23 protein-coding genes are annotated in these 25,529 nt (G+C 63.5%); 8 read left to right on the top strand and 15 right to left on the bottom strand.

Annotation, left to right across the window (positions count from 1 at the left end; translation table 11 throughout):
- Positions 1–8: 8 nt before the first annotated feature.
- From HGB41_RS08555 to miaB, 10 genes are all read right to left on the bottom strand, one after another.
- Positions 9–911, bottom strand: coding sequence for a M48 family metallopeptidase (locus HGB41_RS08555; RefSeq protein ID WP_171083122.1), 903 nt, complete (start codon positions 909–911; stop codon positions 9–11).
- A 44-nt stretch (positions 912–955) separates the two neighbouring features.
- The gene (locus tag HGB41_RS08550; RefSeq protein ID WP_171083120.1) at positions 956–1,696 is read right to left on the bottom strand and encodes a lysophospholipid acyltransferase family protein; all 741 of its coding nucleotides are present in this window, start codon (positions 1,694–1,696) and stop codon (positions 956–958) included.
- Between the two features lie 28 nt (positions 1,697–1,724).
- Positions 1,725–2,279, bottom strand: coding sequence for a D-glycero-beta-D-manno-heptose 1,7-bisphosphate 7-phosphatase (gene gmhB / locus HGB41_RS08545; protein ID WP_171083118.1), 555 nt, complete (start codon positions 2,277–2,279; stop codon positions 1,725–1,727).
- An 18-nt stretch (positions 2,280–2,297) separates the two neighbouring features.
- On the bottom strand, positions 2,298–4,385 hold the full coding sequence (gene glyS, locus HGB41_RS08540) for a glycine--tRNA ligase subunit beta (protein WP_171083116.1): 2,088 nt from the start codon (positions 4,383–4,385) through the stop codon (positions 2,298–2,300).
- Between the two features lie 27 nt (positions 4,386–4,412).
- Positions 4,413–5,348 carry a glycine--tRNA ligase subunit alpha gene (gene glyQ, locus HGB41_RS08535; protein ID WP_171083113.1) on the bottom strand — a complete coding sequence of 312 codons (936 nt, stop codon included), beginning with the start codon at positions 5,346–5,348 and terminating at the stop codon, positions 4,413–4,415.
- A 234-nt stretch (positions 5,349–5,582) separates the two neighbouring features.
- A complete protein-coding gene (gene lnt, locus HGB41_RS08530; RefSeq protein ID WP_171083111.1) occupies positions 5,583–7,145 on the bottom strand; it encodes an apolipoprotein N-acyltransferase in 1,563 nt (520 codons plus the stop codon).
- Positions 7,146–7,157: 12 nt separating this feature from the next.
- Complete coding sequence (locus HGB41_RS08525) at positions 7,158–8,036, bottom strand: CorC family transporter (protein WP_171083109.1); 879 nt, start codon at positions 8,034–8,036, stop codon at positions 7,158–7,160.
- A 233-nt stretch (positions 8,037–8,269) separates the two neighbouring features.
- A complete protein-coding gene (ybeY, locus tag HGB41_RS08520) occupies positions 8,270–8,737 on the bottom strand; it encodes an rRNA maturation RNase YbeY (protein ID WP_171083107.1) in 468 nt (155 codons plus the stop codon).
- Positions 8,718–9,824 (bottom strand): PhoH family protein, encoded by a 1,107-nt coding sequence (locus tag HGB41_RS08515; protein ID WP_171083105.1) that lies wholly within the window; start codon positions 9,822–9,824, stop codon positions 8,718–8,720. The genes ybeY and HGB41_RS08515 overlap by 20 nt, the downstream gene beginning before the upstream one ends.
- Positions 9,821–11,182: a tRNA (N6-isopentenyl adenosine(37)-C2)-methylthiotransferase MiaB gene (gene miaB / locus HGB41_RS08510; RefSeq protein ID WP_171083103.1), complete on the bottom strand. Its 1,362-nt coding sequence runs from the start codon at positions 11,180–11,182 to the stop codon at positions 9,821–9,823. Before miaB ends, HGB41_RS08515 begins: the two co-directional genes overlap by 4 nt.
- Before the next feature lie 611 nt (positions 11,183–11,793).
- Here miaB and HGB41_RS08505 point away from each other — a divergent pair.
- Complete coding sequence (locus tag HGB41_RS08505) at positions 11,794–12,192, top strand: hypothetical protein (RefSeq protein WP_171083101.1); 399 nt, start codon at positions 11,794–11,796, stop codon at positions 12,190–12,192.
- A 200-nt stretch (positions 12,193–12,392) separates the two neighbouring features.
- Here the strand turns inward: HGB41_RS08505 and HGB41_RS08500 are convergent, their stop codons facing one another.
- Both HGB41_RS08500 and HGB41_RS08495 read right to left on the bottom strand, forming a co-directional pair.
- Entirely contained in the window at positions 12,393–13,247 is an 855-nt protein-coding gene (locus HGB41_RS08500) for an HDOD domain-containing protein (RefSeq protein ID WP_171083099.1), read from the bottom strand.
- On the bottom strand, positions 13,244–13,573 hold the full coding sequence (locus tag HGB41_RS08495; RefSeq protein ID WP_171083097.1) for a hypothetical protein: 330 nt from the start codon (positions 13,571–13,573) through the stop codon (positions 13,244–13,246). The genes HGB41_RS08500 and HGB41_RS08495 overlap by 4 nt, the downstream gene beginning before the upstream one ends.
- 163 nt (positions 13,574–13,736) lie before the next feature.
- Here HGB41_RS08495 and gstA point away from each other — a divergent pair, with 163 nt between their 5' ends.
- Both gstA and HGB41_RS08485 read left to right on the top strand, forming a co-directional pair.
- Positions 13,737–14,342 (top strand): glutathione transferase GstA, encoded by a 606-nt coding sequence (gene gstA, locus HGB41_RS08490; RefSeq protein WP_171083095.1) that lies wholly within the window; start codon positions 13,737–13,739, stop codon positions 14,340–14,342.
- Between the two features lie 55 nt (positions 14,343–14,397).
- Complete coding sequence (locus tag HGB41_RS08485; RefSeq protein ID WP_171083093.1) at positions 14,398–14,943, top strand: DUF1697 domain-containing protein; 546 nt, start codon at positions 14,398–14,400, stop codon at positions 14,941–14,943.
- A 77-nt stretch (positions 14,944–15,020) separates the two neighbouring features.
- Here HGB41_RS08485 and HGB41_RS08480 read toward each other — a convergent pair whose 3' ends face one another.
- Positions 15,021–15,290, bottom strand: coding sequence for a hypothetical protein (locus tag HGB41_RS08480; RefSeq protein ID WP_171083091.1), 270 nt, complete (start codon positions 15,288–15,290; stop codon positions 15,021–15,023).
- 572 nt (positions 15,291–15,862) lie between these two features.
- Between HGB41_RS08480 and HGB41_RS08475 the strand changes: the two genes are divergently transcribed.
- Positions 15,863–17,818: an AAA family ATPase gene (locus HGB41_RS08475; protein ID WP_171083089.1), complete on the top strand. Its 1,956-nt coding sequence runs from the start codon at positions 15,863–15,865 to the stop codon at positions 17,816–17,818.
- 232 nt (positions 17,819–18,050) lie between these two features.
- Here HGB41_RS08475 and HGB41_RS08470 read toward each other — a convergent pair whose 3' ends face one another.
- Both HGB41_RS08470 and HGB41_RS08465 read right to left on the bottom strand, forming a co-directional pair.
- Complete coding sequence (locus tag HGB41_RS08470; protein ID WP_171083087.1) at positions 18,051–19,748, bottom strand: cation:proton antiporter domain-containing protein; 1,698 nt, start codon at positions 19,746–19,748, stop codon at positions 18,051–18,053.
- 100 nt (positions 19,749–19,848) lie between these two features.
- A complete protein-coding gene (locus HGB41_RS08465; protein WP_171083085.1) occupies positions 19,849–20,484 on the bottom strand; it encodes a TetR/AcrR family transcriptional regulator in 636 nt (211 codons plus the stop codon).
- 95 nt (positions 20,485–20,579) lie between these two features.
- On the opposite strand from HGB41_RS08465, the gene HGB41_RS08460 reads away from it, so the two are divergent.
- The 4 genes from HGB41_RS08460 (at position 20,580) to HGB41_RS08445 (ending at position 25,518) form a co-directional block, all read left to right on the top strand.
- Entirely contained in the window at positions 20,580–21,761 is a 1,182-nt protein-coding gene (locus HGB41_RS08460; protein WP_171083083.1) for a lipid-transfer protein, read from the top strand.
- Positions 21,762–21,778: 17 nt separating this feature from the next.
- The gene (locus tag HGB41_RS08455) at positions 21,779–22,927 is read left to right on the top strand and encodes an acyl-CoA dehydrogenase family protein (protein ID WP_371868488.1); all 1,149 of its coding nucleotides are present in this window, start codon (positions 21,779–21,781) and stop codon (positions 22,925–22,927) included.
- Between the two features lie 17 nt (positions 22,928–22,944).
- Positions 22,945–24,096, top strand: a complete 1,152-nt coding sequence (locus tag HGB41_RS08450) for a CaiB/BaiF CoA transferase family protein (RefSeq protein WP_171083080.1) — start codon at positions 22,945–22,947, stop codon at positions 24,094–24,096.
- Positions 24,097–24,249: 153 nt separating this feature from the next.
- Positions 24,250–25,518 carry a DUF445 domain-containing protein gene (locus HGB41_RS08445; protein ID WP_171083078.1) on the top strand — a complete coding sequence of 423 codons (1,269 nt, stop codon included), beginning with the start codon at positions 24,250–24,252 and terminating at the stop codon, positions 25,516–25,518.
- The last annotated feature ends 11 nt before the right edge of the window (positions 25,519–25,529 follow it).

Raw genomic sequence — 25,529 nt, 5'->3', positions numbered from 1 at the left:
TGGATCGGCTAGTCGGTAAACAACACCGGCATCTCATGCGAGCGCTTGCGCAGCGCCAGCCGCGCCCCGTCATAATCCGGATACACCTCGCCCACCGTGGCCCAGAACGCGGGGCTGTGGTTCATCTCGCGCAGGTGCGCCAGTTCGTGCGCCACGACGTAGTCGACCAGCGACAGCGGATAGTGCACCAGCCGCCAGTTCAGGCGGATATTCCCTTCAATCGTGCATGAACCCCAGCGCGTACCTGCCGAGGACAGCGCAAACGCGGTATAGCTCACGCCCAGGCGCGGCGCGAAGTGGTCGAGGCGCTCCTTGAACAGGCGCCTGGACTCGGCCTGGAACCACAGCTTGACGCGTTCCTTGAGCTGCCATTCCGACAGCCCCGGCACCACGCCGATCCACAGCTCGTTATTCACCGCGTCGAATTCGCAGTGGCTGCGCGTGGCTTCTTCCAGGCGCAGGGTGATCTCGCCACCGAGATAGGGCAGGCGGGCGCCATCCTTCCATTCCACCGGCAGGCGTTCCTGGCGCTGGGCGCGGCGCTCGCCGCGTTCGAGCAGTTTGGTGAGGATCCAGCGGCCCTTGGCGCGGATTGCGTTGTCGATGTCGGCTTGGGCGCAGCGGCGGGGCGCGGTCACGCGCAGGCCGTCGTCGTCGATCATGAAGCCGATCGAGCGGCGGGCGGAGCGGCGCAGGGCGTAATCGACGGTGTGGGCGCCGAGGACGATGCGCTTGAGCGGCGGCTCGTCCATCCCTACGGGCGGGGAAGGAAGCAGGTTGCGCGGCGCCGGGGGCGGCGCCTTGAACAGGTGCTGGGCCGGCGGCGCAGGTTTATCCGCCGGCTTGAGCGCGGCGAAGAATTCCTGGGCAAACAGCTCGAGCTGGTGGCCGTCGATCTTCGGGGAGGTCATGGCTTGCTGCGCTTGCAAATCCCTGATCTGGGCGCTGACCTCGCTCAGCCACCTTTGTAGACGTGGGGCGAAATGACGCGCATTTCCGATTCTATCCAATTTTCGACCTCTTGCATCATGCTCTCGGGGGTGTGACTGTCTGGCGAAATCGGTTTGCCGATCGAGACCGTAATCAGTCCCGGGCGTTTGATGAACGAGTTCTTCGGCCAGCATTCACCTGAATTATGCGCGATCGGCACGACAACGGTTTGGGTTTCGACAGCCAGCCGCGTACCGCCGCTTTTGTACTTGCCCTTCTGGCCGACCGGGATGCGGGTCCCTTCGGGGAACATGATGATCCACTGGCCATCGGCGAGGCGGCGCTTGCCATGACGGACCACGTGGGCGAAGGCGTTCTTGCCCTGCTTGCGGTCGATCGGGATCATGCGCAGCAGCGCCATGGCCCAGCCGAAAAAGGGGATGTACAGGATCTCCTTCTTGAAGACGAATACCAGCGGGCGCGTGAGGTTCGGCAGCAGGGCGATCGTTTCCCATGCCGACTGGTGCTTCGACAGGACGATGGCCGGGCTGTCCGGCAGGTTGTCGTAGCCCTTGAATTCGTAGCGGATCCCGCAGATCACCTTCGCACACCAGATCATGAAGACATTCCAGCGCGAGGTCACCCAGAAGCGTTTGTTGTAGGGCAGCGGCGCGGCCAGGAAGCATACACAGGCCCACACGACGGTGGCCACGATCATGACGATCTTGAAGAGCAGGGAACGCAGGAACAGGGTGAAGGTTTGCAAAGGGGCTCCGGACGGAATTCGGTATTGGTTATTCTGGCCGCTGTACCGCGGTCTTGAGGAAGGCATTCACCATCGAGGCCAGGTCGGGGAAGACCTGGGTGCCAGGTGGCAGGCCGCCGGTGGCCTGGGTCTTCTCGCCCTTACCGGTCAGGACCAGGTAGGGCACGCAGCCCATGATGAAGCCGGCCTGCAAATCGCGCAGCGAGTCGCCCACGGTGGGAACGCCCTTCAGGTTCATCTTGAAGCGCTTGCTGATCTCTTCGAACATGCCGGCCTTGGGCTTGCGGCAGTCGCAGTTGTCGATCGCGGCATGCGGACAGAAGAAAATGGCGTCGATGTCGGCGCCCACCAGCTGGGCGCTGGCATGCAGCTTTTGATGGATCGCGTTCAGGGTCGGCATGTCGAACAGCTCGCGGGCGATGCCGGACTGGTTCGAGGCGACGACGACCCGGTAGCCCGCCTGGTTCAGGCGGGCGATCGCTTCAAGCGAGCCGGGAATGGGGATCCATTCCGCCGGCGACTTGATGAAGTCCGGCGAATCGTGGTTGATGACCCCGTCCCGGTCCAGGATGATGAGCTTCATGGCCCGTACCTTATCAGCTTACGTCGCCAATTTCGAGATATCGGCGACACCATTCATCATGCCGTGCAACTGCGACAACAGCGCCAGGCGATTGTTGCGGAGCAGGAGGTCGTCGGCCATCACCATCACGTCGTTGAAGAAGGCGTCGACGTCGTCGCGCAACTGGGCCAGGGTCTTGAGCGTGCCGGTGAAGTCGCCGCGCGCAAACGCCGCATCGACGTCAGGGCGCACGCGCGCAATCGCCGCGGCCAGGTTCTTCTCGGCCTGTTCCTTCAGCAGCTCCGGCTTGACCTCGCCAATGGCGGCCTCGGTCTTCTTCAGGATGTTGGTGATGCGCTTGTTGGCGGCTGCCAGCGATGCGGATTCCGGCAGCGCGGCAAAGGCCTGCACCGCTTCCAGGCGCTGGACGACGTCGTCGACGCGGTCCGGGTTCTGGGCCAGCACGGCTTCGACTTCGTTCGGCGAGAAGCCGCGCTCGCGCAGCATGCCGCGCAGGCGGTCGAGCATGAAGGCTGTGACTTCCGCACGTGGATCCTTGAAAGCGCTTTGTCCTTCGAACACGGCCACCGCTTCACCCAGCAAGTCGGAAATCGACAGCGGCAGGCGCTTCTCGACCAGCATGCGCATCACGCCCAGGGCGTGGCGGCGCAGTGCGAACGGATCCTTCTCGCCGGTCGGCTGCAGGCCGATGGCCCAGATGCCGACCAGGGTCTCGAGCTTGTCGGCCAGCGCGGCGGTGAGGCCGGTGTTGGTCGACGGCAGGGTGTCTCCGGCGAAGCGCGGCTGGTAGTGCTCGGACGCGGCCAGGGCGACTTCCTCGTGCTCGCCATCGTGGCGCGCGTAATAGGTGCCCATGATGCCTTGCAGCTCAGGGAACTCGCCCACCATGTCGGTCAGGAGGTCGGCCTTGGCCAGGCGTGCACCGCGTTCGGCCAGCGGCACGTCGTAGCCAAGGCGGCGCGCGATGCTGGTGGCCAGGATGGTGACGCGCTCGGTGCGGTCGAGCTGGGTGCCCAGCTTGTTGTGGTAGACCACGCTCGCCAGCAGCGGCAGGCGCGATTCCAGGGTCTTCTTCTTGTCCTGCTCGAAGAAGAACTTGGCGTCCGACAGGCGCGGGCGCACCACACGCTCGTTGCCGCCGACGATCGCGGTCGGGTCGCTTGTCTCGATGTTCGAGACGATCAGGAAGCGCGAACGCAGCTTGCCCGCGGCATCGGTCAGCGCAAAATACTTTTGATTGGTTTGCATCGTCAGGATCAGGCATTCCTGCGGCACGGCCAGGAATTCGTCCTCGAAGCGGCATTCGTAGACCACCGGCCATTCGACCAGCGCGGCCACTTCATCCAGCAGCGATTCCGGCATCAGGACCTTATCAAGGCCGGCTTTGTCCAGCAGCTGGCGGCGGATGCTTTCCTTGCGGCCTTCGGCACTTGAAATCACCTTGCCTTCGCTTTCCAGCACGGCGCCATAGTTGTCGGCGTGCGGGATGGCGATGGCCTGGCCATGCGACAGGAAGCGGTGGCCCATGGTCTGGCGGCCGGCGTCGAGGCCCAGCAGCGTGAGCGGCAGCACCTGTTCGCCGTGCAGGGCGAGCAGCAGGTGCACCGGGCGCACGAACTGCACGGTGGCGCCGTCAGGGCGCTGGTAGCTCATGAGCTTCGGGATCGGCAGCTTGGCGACCGCGTCAAGCAGCACGTCTTGCAGGCCGCCGGCAAGGGCGCTGCCGCTTGCGGTGTAGGTATAGAAGAAGGATTCTGCCTTGCCGTCCTGGGCGCGTTCGAGGTCGGCTACTCCTAGGTCCGGGAAGCCCAGCGCTGCCAGCTTCTTGGCCAGCGGCGCGCTCGGGTTGCCGTCCTTGTCCAGCGCGACGCTCACCGGCAGCACCTTTTCGCGCATGGATTTGTCGGGCGAGGTGGCTGCTACATTCGTGATGGTCACCGCCAGGCGGCGCGGGGTGGCGTGAGGCGTGACGACGCTATCAAGCGCGAGGAAATCGCGCGCCTTCAGGCCGTTGGCAATGCCGTTCGCAAAAGCGGCGCCGAGTTTGACGAGCGCTTTCGGCGGCAGTTCTTCGGTCTGGATTTCGACGAGGAGAGTCTGGTTCATGGTGTGTTCTGTTCTATTCCGGTCGGCTTAAGCGGCGGCTTGGTCGGCGGGTACGGTCGGCAGCATCGGGAAGCCGAGCTTCTCGCGCGAGTCGTAATAGGCCTGCGCCACGAGGCGCGACAGCGTGCGCACGCGGCCGATATAGGCGGCGCGCTCGGTCACGGAAATGGCGCCGCGTGCGTCGAGCATGTTGAAGCTGTGCGAAGCCTTCATGATCTGCTCGTAGGCCGGCAGGGTCAGCGCCAGTTCGACCAGGCGCTTGGCCTCGGATTCGTGATTGGCGAAGGCCTGGAACAGCAGCTCGGTATTGGCGTGCTCGAAGTTGTAGGTCGACTGCTCGACTTCGTTCTGGTGGAAGACGTCGCCGTATTTCAGCGTCTTGGTCTCCGGTTCGCCGGCCGCACCGTTCTCTTCCCACGTAGTCCAGACCAGGTCATACACGTTCTCGACGCCCTGCAGGTACATCGCCAGGCGCTCGACGCCATAGGTGATCTCGCCCAGCACGGGCTTGCAATCGAGGCCGCCGACCTGCTGGAAATAGGTGAACTGCGTGACCTCCATGCCGTTGAGCCAGACTTCCCAGCCCAGGCCCCAGGCGCCCAGGGTCGGGCTTTCCCAGTCGTCCTCGACGAAGCGCACGTCGTTCTTCTTCAGGTCCAGGCCCAGCGCCTCGAGCGAACCGAGGTAGAGCTCGAGGATGTTTTCCGGCGCCGGTTTCAGCACCACCTGGAACTGGTAGTAGTGCTGCAGGCGGTTCGGGTTCTCGCCATAGCGGCCGTCCTTCGGGCGGCGCGACGGCTGCACGTAGGCGGCGCGCCACGGCTCGGGGCCGATCGCGCGCAGGAAGGTACCGGTGTGGAAGGTGCCGGCGCCGACTTCCATGTCGTAAGGCTGCAGCAGTGCGCAGCCCTGCTTGTCCCAATAGGATTGCAGGGTCAGGATGATTTGTTGGAATGTGAGCATCTTGTAGGGGGCGGCGCGGGGATGAAGCCGCAGACACGGTTAATTTGCCAAATGACTAATTCTACTGAATTTTGGCGGGACGCTGGGGAGCGATTCAGCTCAGCCGTTCGAATAAGGGAGTTTTTCGTAGGGTGGGCGGGTATCCCGCCCACGCGGTGATCGTTATCGGCTCCGATCACGGGCTCGATGATCCTGCTGCCAACAATCACCGCGTGGGCGGCGAAGCCGCCCACGCTACGGTTTACGACTGCGGAAACGCCGGCCGGCGAACCACGCGCCACCCAGCATCAGTGCGCCGAGCAGCAGGAAAGCCAGGTTACCGAAGCGGATATACGGCGTGAACCCTTCGGTGCCGCGCACCGTGGCGGTCAGTACGCCGCGGCCGTAGAAGGGCAGCTGCTGCACGATGTTCCCGCGTGCGTCGATGATGGCGGTGGCGCCGTTATTCGTCGAGCGCAGCATCGGGCGGCCGGTTTCGATCGAACGCATCTGCGAAATTTGCAGGTGCTGCGGGATCGCCACCGATTCGCCATACCAGGCCAGGTTCGACACGTTCAGCAGCAGTGTCGCCGGCTTCGGCGCATTGCGCAGCTGGGCCGCGATCTCTTCGCCGAAGGCGTCCTCGTAGCAGACATTCGGCAGCACCAGCTGGTCCTTGACCGGGAAGGGCGCCTGCAGGGCCTTGCCGCGGGTCTGGTCGCCCAGCGGGATGTTCATCAAATCGGTAAACCAGCGGAAGCCTGGCGGGATGAATTCGCCGAAGGGCACAAGGTGATGCTTGTCGTATCGGTAAGGTGCGGCTCCCGGACCGAAGGCGATGACGCTGTTCGCATACTGGGTCGGGCTGTCCATCATCGGGATGCCGAGCATCAGGTGGCTGCGGGTCTGGACTGCGAAGCCCTGCAGCGCAGCCAGGTAGTCGTCGGGAAGCTGGTAGGGCGTGACCGGGATCGCGGTTTCCGGCGTGGCGATCAGGTCGGCCGGCGCCGCCGTGATCATGCCGCGGTAGCGTTCGATGATGTCCACCAGGTAGGCGGCGTCGAATTTCTGGTCCTGGCGCACGTCGCCCTGCAGCAGGCGTACCGTCACGGGCTGGCCGACGTCCTGGGTCCAGTGGATTTGCTTCAGGCCGAATCCGGCCGCCATGACCGTGGCGAGCAGGCCAAGGACATGCCAGCGCCGTTTGCGCTGGGTGAGCATGGCCAGGCAGCCCGCGCACACGGCGGCGGCGACGCCGACGCCGTACACGCCCACCAAAGGCGCATAGCCACCAAGGGGCGAGACGTTGTGGGCGTAGCCCGAGGAAGCCCACGGGAAGCCGGTAAACACCCAGCCGCGCAGCCATTCCGACACGCCCCAGGTGGCGGGCAGTGCCAGCAGCACGAAGGCAGTCACCGGCAGCGACCATTTGCGGCGCAGCCAGCTCGCGGCGCCGCCGGCAAAGGCGCCGAACAGGCCCATGTACAGGCCCAGCAGGGCGATGGAAATCGCGCCGAGGATGGCGGGCAGGCCGCCGAAACGGGTCACGGCAATGTACAGCCAGTGCATGCCGGCCACCGACCAGCCGAAGCCGAACGCCCAGCCGAGGAACAGGCCATGGCGCGGCGAGTTCTCGACGCCGACCCGGTAGAAGAAATAGGCGAGCGCCAGGAACTGCACCGGCCACCAGCCGAAGGGTTCGAACGAGAACAGGGAGAGGGCGCCGGCAAGCGCCATCAGTACCAGCGCTTTGGGCGAGGGCGTGGCGGGACGTGCGACCGGATCAGCAATAAGGGGTTTGGTACGTTGGCGCAGCATTAGAGGGCCTAATCAGTCGCGGTCGTCCTGGGCGTAAGGCAGCTTTTCGACGAGTAAAACGTGGATCTGGCGCGCGTCGGCGCGCAGCACCTCGAAGCGCAGGCCCTCCAGGTCGAAGACTTCACCCTTGTGCGGCATGCGGCCCAGGTGGCTGGCCACCAGGCCGCCGATGGTGTCGGCGTCGTCCTCGGACAGGTTGGCGCCGATCTCTTCATTGAACTGCTCGATCTCGGTCAGCGCCTTGACGCGCCAGCGCAGGCCGAGCTGGCCTTCCTTGATCGACAGGACGTTGTCTTCTTCTTCGTCGAAGTCGTATTCGTCCTCGATGTCGCCGACGATCTGCTCGAGCACGTCCTCGATGGTGATCAGGCCGGCCACGCCGCTGTACTCGTCGACGACGATGGCCATGTGGTTGTGGTTGGCGCGGAAATCGCGCAGCAGCACGTTCAGGCGCTTCGATTCCGGGATGAAGATGGCAGGGCGCAGCATGGCGCGCACGTCGAAGGATTCTTCGGCGTAGTAGCGCAGCAGGTCCTTGGCCAGCAGGATGCCGACCACCTTGTCGCGTTCGCCCTCGATGGCAGGAAAGCGCGAGTGTTGCGTCTCCATCACGATCGGCAGCCATTCCTCGATGGGTTTGGTGATGTCGATGACGTCCATCTGGGAACGCGGGACCATGATGTCGCGCACGGACAGGTCGGATACCTGGAACACGCCCTCGATCATCGAGAGTGCGTCGGCATCGATCAGGTTGCGTTCGTGGGCTTCGTGCAGCACTTCGAGGAGTTCTGCGCGATTTTCAGGTTCGGGGGAAATCAGTGCGGTCAGCCGTTCAAACAGCGACCGGTGGGGTTTGGCGTCCGATCGGACGTCACTGGGATACTCGGGCATAGTTGGCGTGAAGCCGTTGTTGCGATGGGTATAGGATACACCAAAAGGGCGTAGGGCTGAATTCGGGTGCCGCTGCTGAGCTGGTTTTCGTAGGGTGGGCGGCTTGTAACCCGGCCCACTGGCCCCGGTTACCCCACGCGGTGATAGTTAGCGCAGGAGAACCCGCATCGCGTCCGTGCTAACGCCGTTTGACCGCGTGGGCAGGAAACCTGCCCACCCTACAAAAGCAGAGGTCAATCCGAATACGGATCCGGATACCCCAGCACTTCCATGATGTCGCGCTCGAACTGTTCCATTTCCTCGGCTTCTTCGTCGTGGTCGTGGTCATAGCCCTGGGCGTGCAGCACGCCGTGCACCACCAGGTGGGCCGCATGCTCCTCCACCGTCTTCTTCTGCTCGTCGGCTTCGCGCTGCAGCACGTCGGTGCACAGGATGATGTCGGCCTGGGTCGGGTCCTCGGCGCCCAGCTCTTCGCCTTCGTTATAGGCGAAGGTGAGGACATTGGTCGCGTAGTCCTTGCCACGGTAGGTGCGGTTCAGGGTCTGGCCTTCTTCCGCGTCGACGAAGCGGATGGTCAGCTCGGCGGGGCCGAGCAGCGCCGCCTGCACCCAGCGCTGCAGCATCTCTTCGGTCAGCTCTTTCTCGAGGCGCGTGTCGGCGTACTGGACTTCGAGGTCGAGATTATGTTTTTTTTCTTGCATTTTTCGTAGGTAGCGATTTGGGGAGGGCGGCCAGTTCCTCGATCGAGGCATTGCTCTCGTAGGCGTCGATGATACGGCCCACCAGCGGGTGGCGCACCACGTCCACGCTGGCGAACTGGGTGAATTTGATGCCGCGCACGTTCTTGAGCACGTGCATGGCATCGATCAGGCCCGAGCGCTGCGTCTTGTGCAGGTCGACCTGGGTCACGTCGCCCGTGATCACGGCCTTGCTGCCGAAGCCGATCCGGGTCAGGAACATCTTCATCTGCTCGACCGTCGTGTTCTGCGCTTCGTCCAGGATCACGAAAGCGTGGTTCAGCGTGCGGCCGCGCATGTAGGCCAGCGGGGCGATCTCGATGACCTGTTTCTCGAACATCTTCTGGGTGCGGTCGAAACCGAGCAGGTCGTACAGCGCGTCGTACAGCGGGCGCAGGTAGGGATCGACCTTCTGGCTCAGGTCACCCGGCAGGAAGCCGAGGCGCTCGCCGGCTTCCACGGCCGGACGGGTCAGGATGATGCGCTTGACCGCATCGCGCTCGAGCGCATCCACCGCGCAGGCCACGGCGAGATAGGTCTTGCCGGTGCCGGCCGGGCCGACGCCGAAGCTGATGTCGTGTTCGAGCACGGCGTTCAGGTATTCGATCTGGTGTGGGGTACGGCCGCGCAAATCGCTGCGGCGGGTCTTGAGCAGGGGGCTGACCAGCTCGGGCGTGGCGCCGTCCCCGGTGTCACCGGCATCTTCCGCGCCGTCCGGTCGCCCGCTCCTGGCACTGGCAGAGGCTGGTTCGTCCGTTGCCGCGGCGGTGCGCGGTTTCAAGCCGACACGCTGTTCCACCAGGGCCAATTGCACTTCTTCGATCGGCACGACCTTGTTGGCCACCGCATAGAAACGTTCGAGCAGTTCGACCGCGCGGTCGGCATTGGCGCCGCTGACGATGAATTTCTCGCCACGCCGGAAGACCGTCACGTCAAGCGCGGCCGAAATCTGGCGCAGGTTCTCGTCGAGCGGACCGCACAGGTGGGCAAGCCGCGTGTTGTCGAGCGGCTCGGGGATGAAATAAGAAGGCTGGGAGGGGGTATTTTTCAACTGGCTTTGGCTATCGTATGTGAGTCAGCGACGAGTTCGCCGCGCAGGAAGTAGTCATGGCTCGCGGTGATCCGCAGGTCGACCAGCTGGCCCACCAGGGACGGGCCGATCGCGTCTGGCGCAAAATGGACCACGCGGTTGTTCTCGCAGCGGCCCTGCAACTGGCCCGCGTCTTTCTTCGACGGGCCTTCGACCAGCACGCGCTGGACGGTGCCGACCATGGCCGCGCTGTACTTGCGGGTGTTGGCGTCGATCAGGGCCTGCAGGCGCTGCAAGCGCGCGAGCTTGACCTCATGCGGCGTATCGTCGTCGAGGTTGGCGGCCGGGGTGCCCGGACGCTTGCTGAAGATAAAACTGAAACTGTTATCGAAACCGACGTCCGCCACCAGCTTCATCATGGCCTCGAAATCGGCTTCGGTCTCGCCGGGGAAGCCAACGATGAAGTCGGAAGAAAAGGTCATGCTTGGGCGCACCGCACGGATGCGGCGGATGATCGATTTGTACTCGAGCCCGGTATAGCCGCGCTTCATGGCGCCGAGGATGCGGTCGGAACCGTGCTGTACCGGTAGATATATATGGTTCACCAACTGCGGGATCTTCGCGTAGGCGTCGATCAGGCGCTGGGTGAATTCCTTCGGGTGGCTGGTCACGTAGCGCAGGCGCTCGACGCCGGGGATGTCGGCGATATATTCCAGCAGCAGGGCAAAGTCGGCCATCTCACTGCCGGCCATGGCGCCGCAATAGGCATTCACGTTCTGGCCCAGCAGCATGATTTCCTTCACGCCCTGGGCGGCCAGGCCGGCGCATTCGGTCAGCACGTCCTCAAATGGGCGCGACACTTCCTCGCCGCGGGTGTAAGGCACCACGCAATAGCTGCAATATTTACTGCAGCCTTCCATGATCGACACATAGGCGACCGCGCCGTCGACCTTGGCAGGCGGCAAGTGATCGAACTTTTCAATTTCCGGGAAGCTGATGTCGACCTGCGCATTGCCGCTGCTGCGGCGTTCGCGGATCAGTTGCGGCAGGCGGTGCAGGGTCTGCGGGCCGAACACGACGTCCACGTGCGGCGCCCGGCGGACGATGGCCTGCCCCTCCTGCGATGCCACGCAGCCCCCTACGCCGATGACCAGGTCCGGCTTGGCGCGCTTGAGCGCCTTGAAGCGGCCCAGGTCCGAAAACACTTTCTCTTGCGCCTTTTCGCGCACCGAACAGGTGTTCAGCAGGATGACGTCGGCGTCTTCCGGCGTGTCGGTACGGACCAGTCCATCGGAGGCGCCGAGGACGTCCGCCATCTTGTCCGAGTCGTACTCGTTCATCTGGCAGCCGAAGGTTTTGATGAATACTTTTTTCTGCATGGAGTGCTGTGTAAGGAAAGGAGCTGGTGCCGGGGCAATACAAGGCGTCCAGTTTAGCGTAAATCCGCTGCTGCCCTCGAAACAGGCAAGTGTGCATCGACGGTTTATGCCGCTGGGAATGATTACTTTCTTAACCTAAAGTAATTATAATTATGCTCAGATTGTTAAATGTGCGATGATGTTTCTGGGCGAGAAATCGTCTACTTGAATCTGTCCGGATAAATTTATTTCCCTATGTAAATCAATGAGTTCGGTCTGACTTCTGATAGGAAAATTTATTGAAGAAATCTCTTGCGTGCGCCACAAATTATCCCCATGTGCTGAAATGTCTATGTGATAAGCTTTCCGCACGATAGCTTGATTTGAGACAATGAGTCACATGCGCTGCTCGGATGTACTGGTAGTGGATGAGCCTGATAATTTGTTTGAAATACAAGTTCGTATGCGGGGAGGTAACGCGGGGGCATGCGGTCCGGTACGTTTCTTAAGGGGATCTTCAGGTTCAGCCTGTTAAATCTCTGCAAGGTAGTCCGGGAACTGATGTTAAGGAGATCTAGCTTTAACAAAAGTTCGTAAGGGAACTATTTTAACCAACTAAAGAGGTAAACATCATGGCACAACAGCATCATGCTCTGTCTTCGCAAGAAAGCTACAATCCAAACCACCTGCTGGATATCCTGCTCGGCAAGATGCAACTGAAGAACGACGCTGCGCTGTCGCGCATGCTCGAAGTTGCGCCGCCGGTCATCAGCAAAATCCGCCACCACCGCCTGCCAGTCGGCGCCTCGCTGCTGATCCGCATGCACGAAGTGACCGGCATGAGCATCCGCGACCTGCGTGACCTGATGGGCGATCGCCGCACCAAATACCGCCTGTCGGACGCACAAGGCCGTCCTAAGCCAGAAGAGAAAGCAGCACAGGCCGCCGCAGCCGCAGCCGCCCAGCAGCAACAACCGCAACAGAACAACGAAACGACTCCGTCGTCCTCGTCCGGCAATTATGCTCACTAATGCCGCAGGCATGACAGCCGCGACTGTCATGCCTACGGTGTCAGCGAGCTGCGGCACCGCGCATTGAGCGCAGTGCCGCGCCGGTTCCTTCCGGCGTCTAATTCGGCGCCTTTTCGTCTTTCCCTTTAGCGTCTTGTCGACGCCTGCGATCGGCGTTTCCGATCAGCATCCCTGACTGGCGACCCCGCCGGCGCCCGTCTTCAGGCCATCAGGATGGCCGTCATCTCCTCGTACTGCAGCTCCGTGTCATGGAAAGCCTGCAGCCACGCGTCTTCCGTCATGCCCAATGCCGTCCAGGCCACCGCCGAAATGCGCGGCACCAGCTCGTCCGGATTGCCGGCCAGGTCCAGCGCATGCACGACCGCGCTCGCCACGTGCACGATCGTCGCCAGGAACCCGGCTCCCTGCGCGTCCGGCGTGTGGTGGAAGGCAATCGCCTGGCGCATGGTGTCGGAAAAATTCCAGTGCCCGGCCAGGGCCACGCCCGCATCGACGTGATCGATACCCAGCAGCGCGCGTTCGGCCTCGATCAGCTCGCAATCGTTCTTGTCGCGCAGCGCCAGCACCGCCTGGTAGCGTTCCGGGAAGCGCGCCACCAGTACCAGCCGTCCGATATCGTGGAGCAGGCCGGCCGTGAAGGCGTAATCCGGATTGAAGCGCACGCGCCGCGCCAGCACCCGCGCGCAGGCGGCGGTGGCAATCGAATGGCGCCAGAAGGCCTTGTCGTTGAAGCCGGGGCAGAGACCGGCCGGGAAACACCCGGTCAGCGCCGCCGCCGTGATCAGGTTGCGCGTGGTCTGGAAGCCCAGGAAGGTCATGGCCTGCTGGATGGTCGTGGCTTTCACCTGCAGCCCGAAGGCCGAGGAATTGGCCAGGCGCAGCGTCTTGGCGGTCAGCGCCGGATCGTTCGCCACCTTCTTTGCCAGCACGGCAATGTCGACGTCTTCCTGGTCGATGCTGCCCAGCAGTTCCATGACCACGGCCGGCAGCGAGGGCAGGTCCTCGACATTGCCGATCAACTCTTCGGTACGCACCGCATCGAGCGGCGCGCTCATGGCGCCACCCCGCGCTTGAGGCGGTAATCCTCGATATAACCCCGCAGCAGGCCGGTGGCCCAGTCGCCGTGGTCGTCGCGGTCGTTGCGGCGGAACAGGTGGTCGAGGCGCTGCTGGACCGACTCCGCGCTCGGCTGCTCCAGGGGAACCGCGCGCGCCACCGGCACCGCGGCGACGCCATGCCGCGCCAGCGAGGCGATCGTCGCTTCGCTCAGGACTGCACCCTGGGCCAGCAGCACATGGCCGTGCTCGTCGAGCAGCACGTCGGCCAGCACCATGCCGGGGAACAGGTGCGCCATGGGCACGAGTTCATAGGTATCGCTCATTGTTCCTCCTGTTATCAGCCGGGTGATCTTATCACCGGCCCGCCCGGCTGGTCGCTTGGTCGCGGCAAAGTCGCGTTCCCGCCGCGCTATATTTAAATGCAACAAAAAAAATGTTGTACGCTTTCAGGTTCGCGATCCGTGTCGCCTCTCATCAAGGACATCCATGAAACTCTACGTCAGCCCGGGCGCCTGTTCGCTTGCCCCGCATATCGCCCTCAACGCCGCCGGCCTGCCGTTCACGGTCGAACGCGTCAGCCTGAAGACGAAGGCCATTGCGAGCGGCGGCGACTTCCGCGATATCAACGCAAAGGGTTCGGTCCCGGCCTTGCAGCTGGACGACGGCAAGGTGCTGACCGAAGCGGCCGTGCTGCTGCAATACATCGCCGACCAAGCGCCAGCGGCGCAACTTGCCCCAGCCCTGGGTTCCTTCGAGCGCTACCAGCTGATGGAATGGCTCAATTACCTGGCGAGCGAATTGCACAAGCGCTTCACGCCCATCTTTACCCCTGGCTGCAGCGAGGAAGGCCGCGCCGCCGCCTGGGCCGGCCTGGCGCGTCCGCTTAACTACATCGCTGGCAAGCTGGACGGCGGCGAATTCCTGATGGGCAGCCAGTTCACCATCGCCGACGCTTATTTGTTCACGGTGTTGAATTGGGTCGGCTTCGCCAGGTTCAGCCTGGCTGACTGGCCGACCCTGCAAGCCTACCAGGCGCGCGTGGCCGCGCTCCCGGCCGTCCAGCAAGCGCTGCGCGCCGAAGGGCTGGCCTGATAGCCTGGCGTAAACGAAGCGCCATGCTGCTATCGCCTCAGGTAACATCGCGCCCATGACCAGCCACTGCTACGCCGCATTTTTGCGGGGAATCAATGTTGGGCGCGCCAAGCGGATCGCCATGGCCGACCTGTGCACGCTGGTCGAAGGGCTGGGCTATACCGGCGTGCGCAGTGTCCTGAACAGCGGCAACGTCGTCTTCCAGGCGCCGGGCACCACGGCCGGCGAGGCCGCCGCGGCAATCGAGGAAGCCCTCGTGCTCAAGCTGGGCGTGGCGGCGCGCGTCTTCGTGCTGGCGCACAGCGAGCTGTCCGAGGTCATCGACGGCAACCCCTTGCTCGACGTGGCGAATGATCACGCACGCTTGATCGTGTTCCTGCTGGGCGACCCCTCCCAACGCAACAAGCTGGCGGCACTCGACGGCAAGGACTGGGGCTGCGACCGGCTGGCGCTGGGCGCGCGCGCCGTCTATGTCTGGTGTCCGGAAGGGATGCTCGATAGCGCTGCGGCGACCGCGCTGGGGAAACAGCTGGGGGACACGACCACGTCGCGCAACTGGAACACATTAATGAAATTGCACGCCCTGTGCAGTGCAGCCTGACGCGCCGCGTCACGGCTACGTCATCCGCCTTCAGGCAAGCCGGGCAGGGCGCCCGGCCACACGGCCGCTACTAACGGCTATTTGAACTTCTCGCTGCTGCCGCGGCTCGCCTTGACGCCGATGAGGATCAGGCCCAGCAGCATCATGGCGAACACTTCCGGCTCGGGCAGTTCCGACATGTGGGCGGGTGGCGTCACGATGTCCTGGCGCTGGGTCACGGACAAATTGCGTACCGGCTGCTGGGCGCGTGCTGCGTCAGCATTATTTGCAGCGAGATCGATAACGGCGGCTTGCGCGGGACTGCCGAGGCAGATCATCAGCGCTGCTGCCAATGCGTATCTTTTCATAGCCGTTCCTCTTGCTGTTACTTGCATGCGGCCTGTGCAGCCCCATATAAACGGGACAGTACAATCCTCGAATTACATAATCAGCATACCAAAAACACATAAACCGTTGCGTTCAATTGGGTCTGATGAGTTGCAGAAAGAAGTCATCAGAATGCTGAAAGATGGATACTGTTGAGCTCAATCAATCGAATTCCTGGCTGTCGCGAATTTGCCTCGTGTAACCCTATCATTATTGCAATATTGAGCCTGCTTTGTAATGTCGTTTATGCAAAGGCAGGCGGTAATTTTGAGCATTAGATAAGTTTCGCTATCAGCTTTGCAATATATTCTATTGGCACACTTTCTATAATCGTCGAATTCACGATTTTTTTCGACGCGCGGTATACACCTCAGTTTTTTTTACAGGTATAGTCTTCGTATCCCATTGCCTTCGGGCATCAAAACAATACCAAACGTACACGTTTGGAGCTTGCGCGGCCCTCGCGCGCCGCAGCCGATCCCGCGAGACCACGCCGGCACGGCACCCTCGAAGTACCGTCGATGTCCGACCCAACTTTGCAAGAGATCAAACGATGCCGAATTTCGCCCGACTTCAAATTGCTTTCAAGAACCTTTACGTGCGCGTCGCCATCGCGGCGCTGCTTGGCGCGATCGCGGCGGTGGCAATCTGGAAATCGAATGTGCCCCAGGACCCGAGCCCGGTGGTGCACTCGCAGAACATTGCCGAGATCACCGAGCTGGCTATGAAGAAGGGCCGCCTGGACTACCTCTTGATCGCCAGGCCGCTGTCGGAGTCGCCGCGCTATGTCTACAAGTTCAAGGACGAGAGCGCACTGCACGTGGTCAAGGTGCCGAGCACCTCGCACCTGTCGCTCGAGCGCGAAGTGCTGCTCAAGAACGGGATCCCGTATTCGATCGCCAGGGACGACTACCTGGCCAGCCACCAGGCGGTGATGGACGAGGGCGAGACCGCGCTCGAGAAGACTGGTACCTTCCTGAAGAACTACGGGCTGACCATCGGTGTCGTGCTGCTGGTGCTGTACCTGCTGAAATTCGGCGTGCCGGGCATGGGCATGAGCGCTTCGGTGATCACCCCGGACAAGCTCAAGGGCAGCATGGACGACCTGATCGGCATGGAAGACATCAAGCAGGAAGTGCTGCACCTGGAAGACATGATCCGCAACCGCGACGAATACCAGTCGCACAATATCGACAAGCCATTCAATGTCATGCTGACCGGGCCTGCCGGTACCGGCAAGACCAAGCTGGTCGGCTACCTGGCCAAGCGCCTGAACCTGCCGCTGATCTCGGCCTCGGGTTCGGCCCTGGAATCGGGCTATGTCGGCGGCGGCTCGAAGGCGCTGAACGCTCTGTACCGCAAGGCTTGCGCCAAGGGCAAGTGCATCATTTTCCTGGACGAGGCGCAATCGCTGTTCATGCCGCGTGGCCGCAGCGAAAAGAAATGGGAAGACGATACCGCCAACACCCTGCTGGGCCTGCTGGACGGCGTGAAGAGCGACAAGGGCCAGGGTGTGATCTGGATCGTCGCCTCGAATTTCGACGATTCCTCGACCGACATGGACGAAGCAATGCTGCGCCGCTTCTCGGTGAAGATCAATTTCCGCCTGCCGAACAAGGGCGAGCGCAAGGAATTGCTGCGCAGCTTCCTGTCGCGCAAGAAAGACGGCCTGGTCGACTGGACCGACACCAACCTGGACCAGGTCGCGGAAATCACCCAGAACCTGAGCCCGGCGCTGCTGGAAACCGTCGTCGAGCGTGCTTCGATGCTGTCGATCCAGGAAAAGACGATCATCAACACCAACCTGCTGTTCCGGGCCTACGAGCGCGCCACCATCGGCCTGACCGACCGCGCGACGACGCTCGACAAGCACAAGCAGCGCGAGCGCATCGCCCTGCACGAGCTGGGTCACTTCTTCATGCAGATCGACCCTTACCTGCGCCAGGGCCTGAGCCTGGCCGAGGTGAAGGAAAAGTCGCACCTGCTCAAGATCAGCACCGAAGCGGTCTCGAAGATCGGCGCGCTGGGTTATGTGCTGCAGTCGGGCGAAGACATGTCGCTGCGCACCCTGGAAGAGCTGGAGCGTGACGTTGTCGGCCTGTACGGCGGCGTCGCGGCCGAAGAGCTGTTCTACGGCGCGCGCGGTATCTCGGTGGGCAGCCAGAACGACATCGAGAAGATCACCAAGATGCTGAACCTGATGGTGAGCCGCCTGTCGATGTATTCGCGCTCCAAGCTCGATTACTCGCAGCTGAACCAGGATGTGGGCGGCGAGCACACCATCCGCCTTGTGGAAGAAAAGGCCGATGAGCTGTACAGCTACACCCTGAACGCGATCCGCGACTACAAGCTGGTGATCGAGTCGCTCAAGGACACGCTGATGGAAGAGTATGTGCTCTCAAAAGACGCCGTGTTCGCGCTGCTCGAAGAGCGCAGCGAGATGATCGCTTCGCAACTGCATGGGCGGCATGCGAACCTCAAGCTGTGCGTGGAAGAAGTCGCCGCGTAAGCCTGAAGTTTTACCGGTTGTAAAAAAACCCGCATGGCGCAAGCCGGCGGGTTTTTTTGCGAGCTGTATGCGGGGCGGGGCCAGGTGTACGTAGGGTGGGCGGGGTAAGGCCGGGCAGTGCCCGGAATTACAAGCGCCCACGCGGTGATAGTTAGCGGTTGAATAATCGTTTGCGATGATCTTGCCGCCTGTTGAACGCGCGGGCGGAAGGACCCGCCCGCCCTACAAAATCTCAATGCACCGTCGCCTGCTCCCTGAGTGTCTCCACCACATGCCGCGTCATGCTGGCCGCCAGTTCATCCTCGCCCACGAACACCTTGCCGCCGGTATCCTCGCGCAGCAGCACCGCCTCGCTCTCGTTATGCGTGCGCACCACCGCCTTGATCGACGGGTTGAGCATGCGCGCGATCTCCACCATGCGCCGCACGTGGAAGGTGTCCGGCGTGGCGATCACCAGGAGCGCCGCGTGCGTGATGTGGGCCTGGATCAGCACCGCCGGTTCGGCCGCATTGCCGGCCACTGCGGGAATGCCATCGGCGCGCAGGCGCTCGACCAGTTCGCGGTTCTGTTCCGCCACCACGAAGTGCACGCCGCGTGCCGTCAGGTCGCTGGCGATGCGGCGGCCCACGCGGCCGTAGCCGACCAGCACCACCTGCCCACTGAGTTTTTCGTGGGCGGTCTCCATCGGCAGCGTGGCCAGCGGGTCGTCGCGGCTCTCCAGCTTGCGCGCCAGTTCGGAGCGCTCGCGCATCCAGCGCTGCAGCGGCTCGGTCGCCGTGAACAGTAGCGGATTGACCGCGATCGAAATGATGGCGCCGGCCAGGATCAGGTTCTGGCCGAGCTCCGGCAGCAGGCCGAGCGACATGCCCAGCGCAGCCAGGATGAACGAGAACTCGCCGATCTGCGCCAGGCTGGCCGATACGGTCAGCGCGGTATTGAGCGGATAGCGCAGCACCAGTACCAGCAGGAAGGCGGCCAGCGATTTGCCGAACAGGATGATGGCGACCGTCGCCAGCACTTCCAGCGGGTATTCGACCAGCACCATCGGATCGAACAGCATGCCGACCGACACGAAGAACAGCACCGAGAACGCGTCGCGCAGCGGCAGCGATTCTTCAGCGGCGCGGTGGCTCAGTTCCGACTCGCGCAGCACCATGCCGGCGAAGAAGGCGCCCAGCGCGAAGGACACGCCGAACAGCGCCGAGGAGCCGTAGGCGATGCCGACTGCCGCCGCGATCACGGCCAGTGTGAACAGCTCGCGCGAGCCGGTCTTGGCGACCCGCCACAGGAACCACGGGAAAATCTTGCGGCCGATGACCAGCATGAAGGCCACAAAAGCGCCGACCTGGAGCAGGGTCTTGCCCAGCGCCGGCCACAGCTCGGCGCCGGCATCGCCCTTGCCGCCGAGCGGTCCTGCCAGGGCAGGCAGCATTACCAGCACGAGCACCGTCACCAGGTCTTCCACCACCAGCCAGCCCACCGCGATCCGTCCATTCATGGAGTCGAGCACCCCGCGCGCCTCGAGTGCGCGCAGCAGCACCACCGTGCTGGCCACCGACAGCGCCAGCCCAAACACCAGGCCCGCACCCATGCTCCATCCCAGGAAGTGCGCCATCCCCATGCCCATCGCCGTCGCCACCCCGATCTGCAGCAGCGCGCCGGGGAGGGCGATGCCCTTCACCTCGAGCAGGTCGTGCATCGAAAAGTGCAGGCCGACGCCGAACATCAGCAGCATCACCCCGATCTCGGCCAGTTGCGAGGCCAGCGCCACGTCGGCGACGAAGCCCGGCGTGGCCGGGCCAATCAATACGCCGGCGGCGAGATAGCCGACCAGGGCGGGCAGTTTCAGGCGAATGGCGAGCATGCCGAACAGCAGGCCGAAGCCCAGTGCGGCTGCGATGGTGGTGATCAGGCTGAGGTCATGGTGCATCCGTGCGGCCTCCGTGGCAGGTTGTTAACCCCAAGAGTATAAGCGACGGATGGGCTCGAGCCCCGAATTAAATGCGGCTTATATGCGAATTACATGCCGTTCATGGCACGGTCGCGAGCGTTAGCAGCACTTTGCGCACCGATGCGCGCACGGCCTCGAACTGCGCCGGGCGCGCCTGGCGGTCGAGGCGGAACAGCATCAGGCCCTCGACCTGCGCCACCATCAGCACCGCCCGGGCCATGTAGTCCTCGTCGCCGATGGCCGGGTTCAGGCCGCGGATCAGGCCATAGATCGCCTTGCGCTCGCGTCCCATCATCTTGCCCATCAAGCTTGATGCGAACGGGTGGCGCGAGGCCAGCGCCCAGATCTCGAAGAAGATCGCATGCGTTACCGGGTCGGTGATCTCGTCCAGGAACATGTCGACGGTGGTAAGAAAGCGCTCGACCTGCGGCCGTCCCGCCATCGCGACCGCGATGCGGTCCATCTTGGCCTGGAAGTCGTCCATCGTGTACAGCAGCAGCGCTTCCAGCAACTGCTCCTTGCTGCCGTAGTAGTGCTGGACGTTGGACAGGCTCATGCCCACAGCCTGCGCCACACGCCGCATCGACAGCCCGGCATAGCCCTCCTGCGCGAGCAGCCCGCGCGCCGCCAGCAAGATATCGTGCGCCCGCCCGCGTCCTTTTTCGGTGGTGATCGAGGCTTTGTTGCGCAGGGCGGTGTCGGGAAGGAGCGTCATGCCGAGATTATCGCAGAGGTATACATAAAATAGGTCGGCTGACCTATAATTAGCCGATAACAAGCGGCGCGACCTCATCGAATCCAGGAGACAGCATGAACAAGGTATATGTAAGCGGCGTCGGGATGATCCCCTTTGCCAAGCCGGGCGCCAGCAGCCCGTACCACGAGATGGGCGCGCAGGCTGCCAGGGCCGCGCTGAATGACGCCGGCATTGCCTACGACCTGGTCGAGCAGGCCTATGCCGGCTACGTTTACGGCGACTCCACCAGCGGCCAGAAGGCGCTGTACGCGGTCGGCATGACCGGCATCCCGATCGTCAACGTCAACAACAACTGCTCCACCGGCTCGACCGCATTGTTCCTCGGCCGCCAGGCGATTGCCAGCGGCGCCGCGGAATGCGTGCTGGTGCTCGGCTTCGAGCAGATGAGCCCCGGCGCCCTCGGGTCGATCTTCACCGACCGCCCGACCCCCTTCGACGACTTCGATGCCGTCACCGACCGCCTGGTCGGCAAGCCCGAGATTCCGCTGGCGCTGCGCTATTTCGGCGGCGCCGGGCTGGCCCACATGAACAAATATGGCACCCCGCTGGCCGCCTTTGCCCGCATCCGCGCCAAGGCCAGCCGCCACGCAGTGAACAACCCGCTCGCGCTGTTCCGCAAGGAAGTCACGATGCAGGACGTGCTGGACGCGCCCGAAATCTGGCCCGGCGTGATGACGCGCCTGATGGCTTGCCCGCCGACCTGCGGCGCGGCGGCCGCCTTGCTGGTATCCGAAGATTTCGCCAAGCGCCACGGCCTGCGCCTTGATGTCCACATCGCCGCCCAGGCTATGACGACCGACCGCCCGGAGACCTTTGACAGCAAGGACATGATGCGCCTGGTCGGCTATGACATGAGCCGCGCCGCCGCGCAGAAGGTCTACGAGCAGTCCGGCATCGGCCCGGAAGACCTCGATGTGGTGGAGCTGCACGACTGCTTCGCCCACAACGAACTGATTACCTACGAAGCCCTGGGCCTGTGCCCGGAAGGCGGCGCCGACAAGTTCATTCTGGAGGGCGACAACACCTACGGTGGACGCGTGGTCACCAACCCGTCCGGCGGGCTGCTGTCGAAAGGGCACCCCTTGGGCGCGACCGGCCTGGCGCAGTGCTACGAGTTGACCCACCAGCTGCGCGGCAGCGCCGACGCGCGCCAGGTCCAGGGCGCACGCGTGGCGCTGCAGCACAACCTGGGCCTGGGCGGCGCCTGCGTCGTCACCATGTACCGTAACGCTTGAAAGGCCCGGCAATGGAAATGCGCATTGACCCATCCTCCCCATGGATGAATGAAGAACTGGGCGCCTTCCGCGACGCGGTACGCCGTTTCGTGGCCGGAGAAATCACCCCGCACCAGGAAGCCTGGCGGGAGCAGCAGCACGTCGACCGCGACCTGTGGACGAAAGCGGGCGAGATGGGCCTGCTGCTGGCCGACATCCCGGACGAATACGGCGGCGCCGGCGGCAGCTTCGCCCACATGGCGGTGGTGTTCGAGGAGCTATCCTATGCAGGCGATACCTCCTTCGGCATCCACGTCCACGCCATCGTCGCCCACTACCTGCTGAACCAGGGCACCGAAGAGCAGAAACAGAAATACCTGCCGCGCCTGGCCAGCGGCGAGATGATCGCGGCGATCGCCATGAGCGAACCGGGCGCCGGCTCCGACCTGAAGGGCATCCGCACCACGGCCGTGCGCGGCGGCGACGGTTACCGCGTGAGCGGCTCCAAGACCTTCATTTCGAACGGCTTCATGGCCGACCTGATCCTGGTGGTGGCCAAGACCGACCCGGCTGCGGGCTCGAAGGGCGTGTCGCTGCTGCTGCTCGAGACCAAGGACAACCCGGGCTTCCGCGTCGGCCGCATCCTGGAAAAAGTCGGGCAGAAGGGCCAGGACACCTGCGAACTGTTCTTCGACGACGCCCATGTCCCGCTGGCGAACGTGCTGGGCGGCGAAGAAGGCAAGGGCTTCGCCCAGCTGATGACAGAGCTGCCCTACGAGCGCACCATTTTAGGGGTCTGCGGCGTGGCCGCCATCGAGCGCGCGCTGCAGCTCACCGTCGACCACACGCGCGAGCGCAAGGCCTTCGGCCAGGCCCTGATCGAGATGCAGAACACCCGCTTCGTGCTGGCCGAGATCAAGACCGAGGCGACCATCGCCCGCATCTTCATCGACCGCTGCATCGAAGACATGCTGGCCGGGCGCATGGACACCGTGCGCGCCTCGATGGCCAAGTACTGGATCTCTGACCTGCAATGCAAGGTGGTGGACCAGTGCGTGCAGCTGTTCGGCGGCTACGGCTACATGCTGGAATACCCGATCGCCCAGATGTATGTCGACGCGCGCGTGCAGCGCATCTATGGGGGCGCCAATGAGATCATGAAAGAGATCATCGCCCGTTCGCTGTGACGGCAAAGGAGACCCCGATGGCAGGACCATTGGCAGGCGTGCGGGTCGTCGAGATGGTGGGGATCGGCCCGTGTCCCTTCGCCGCCATGATGCTGTCCGATATGGGCGCGGAAGTGATCCGCATCGACCGCAAGGCCAAGGCAGGCGAGGAGAGTCCCTATCCGGTGCTCGGCACGCGTCACGACGTCATGGCGCGCGGGCGCCGTTCGCTGGCGGTCGACATCAAGAAAGCGGCCGGCCGCGTCACCGTGCTGCAGCTGCTGTCGCAGGCCGACGTGCTGCTGGAAGGCTTCCGGCCCGGCGTGATGGAACGCCTGGGGCTGGGCCCGGAAGTTTGCCTGGAACGTAACCCGAAGCTGGTGTACGGCCGCGTGACCGGCTGGGGCCAGGACGGACCGCTGGCGCAGGCGGCCGGGCATGACCTGAACTATGTCGCAATGTCGGGCATGCTGCACGCGATGGGCAGGCTTGGCGCGCCGCCGGCGCCACCACTCAATCTTGTCGGCGACTTCGGCGGCGGCGCCATGATGCTGGCCTTTGGCGTCGTTTGCGCCGTGCTGGAAGCGCGCAGCTCCGGCAAGGGGCAAGTGGTGGATGCCGCCATGACCGACGGCGCGTCGCTGCTGGGGGCCATGATGTACGGCCTGCGCGGCGCAGGCAGCTGGAGCGACCATCGCGAAGCCAACCTTCTGGACGGCGGCGCGCCTTTCTACGATACCTATGCCTGCCTCGATGGCAAGTTCATCTCGATCGGCGCGATCGAGCCGCAGTTCTATGCCCAGCTGCTGGCCTTGATCGGGGCCGACGATCCCGTGTTCACGAAGCGCTGGAACAAGGCGCATTGGCCCGACCTGAAGGCGAAGTTCGCCGCGCTGTTCGCCACCCGCAGCCGCGACGAATGGTGCCGGCTGCTGGAAGGCACCGACGTCTGCTTCGCCCCGGTGCTCGACATGGCGGAAGCGCCGCACCACCCGCACAATGCCGCGCGCCGCACCTTTGTGGAGATCGACGGCGTCACCCAGCCGGCGCCTGCGCCGCGCTTTTCCCGCACCGCGCCGGCCACGCCACTGGCACCCTCCAGCCCGGGGCAGGACAGCGATGCGATTCTGGCCGACTGGGGCTTTACGGCAGAGTCAATCGAAGCGCTGAAGGCGAGCGAAGTCATATAGCATAGGCGCCACAGCATGCATCGAGCCAGCCCGTAGCGTGGGCAGATTCTGCCCACGCGGTGATAGTTGGGGTTTGAATAGCCGCACGGGCTGCATTGCGGTGATTTGACCGCGTGGGCGGAAGACCCGCCCACCCTACGAAACCCAGGAGCCATGACCAAAGAAGCCGAACTGCGGCAATCCAAAATGCTCGCGCTCGCGTTCTTCGCCGGCGCGGCGTCGCTGTTCGTATTGACCCTGTTCCTGCCGCAAAACTGGTGGACCGGCCTGCTGCGCGCCTTTTCCGAAGCCGCCATGGTGGGCGCGCTAGCCGACTGGTTCGCGGTCGTCGCGCTGTTCAAGCGCGTGCCGATTCCTATCGTGTCGCGCCACACCGAGATCATCCCCAAGAACAAGGAACGCATCGCCGACAACCTGGCGCTGTTCGTGCGCGAGAAATTCCTCGACACCGAATCGATCATCGCCCTGATCCGGCGCCACGACCCGGTGCAAAAGGTGGCCGAGTGGCTGGTCAAGCCGGCCAATACCGAGCTGCTGGGGCAGCAACTGGTGCGGGTGGGCTCCTTCATGCTCGACTTCATCGAGGACAGCGCGGTGCAGGGCTTCATTCGCCGCGCCGTGCATGAGATGGTGAACAGCGTCGACCTGTCGAAATCCGCCGGCACCATCCTGGAAAGCCTGACCCGCGACGGGCGCCACCAGGAACTGCTCAACGAGGGCATTACCCAGCTCGCCCACCTGCTCGACAACGCCGACACCCAGGCCACGATCTCGCAGGGCATCGTCGACTGGCTGAAAGAAGACTATGCCTTCATCGAGCGCATGCTGCCCTCGGAACTCATCGGCCGCAAGGGCGCCGACCTGGCCGTGCGCCTCGCTGCCGGCATCCTGAACAAGGTGGCAGCCGACCCGCGGCACCCGCTGCGCCAGCGTTTCGACGTGTTCACCCAGGAGTTCATCGAGCGCCTGAAAGCCGATCCTTCGTTCGCCGGCAAGGCTGACGAAATCAAGGCCTATCTGCTGGGCGACGAGACCCTGAACGGCTATCTCGCTGCGCTGTGGGAAGAGCTCAAGGGCTGGCTCAAGAAAGACCTGCATAGCGAGGACTCAAGCCTGCGCAAGCGCGTGATCGCCACCGGCGCCTGGGTCGGCAAGGTATTGGCCGAAGACCCGCAGTTGCGCCAGTCGCTGCAGGACAACCTGGAAGCGGCCGCGCGCGGCATGGCGCCCGAACTTGCAGGCTACCTGACGCGGCACATCGCGGACACCGTCAAGCAGTGGGACGATCGCGAGATGTCGGAACAGATCGAACTCAATATCGGCAAGGACCTGCAATACATCCGCATCAATGGCACCATCGTCGGCGGCCTGATTGGCGTCACGCTCTACCTGCTGTCGCAAGTGCCGCTGCTGTTGCAGTGAACGCTCATCTC

The organism is Telluria aromaticivorans, from assembly GCF_013003915.1.
GTDB lineage: Bacteria > Pseudomonadota > Gammaproteobacteria > Burkholderiales > Burkholderiaceae_D > Telluria > Telluria aromaticivorans.
This window is presented reverse-complemented; position numbering and strand designations above follow the sequence as displayed.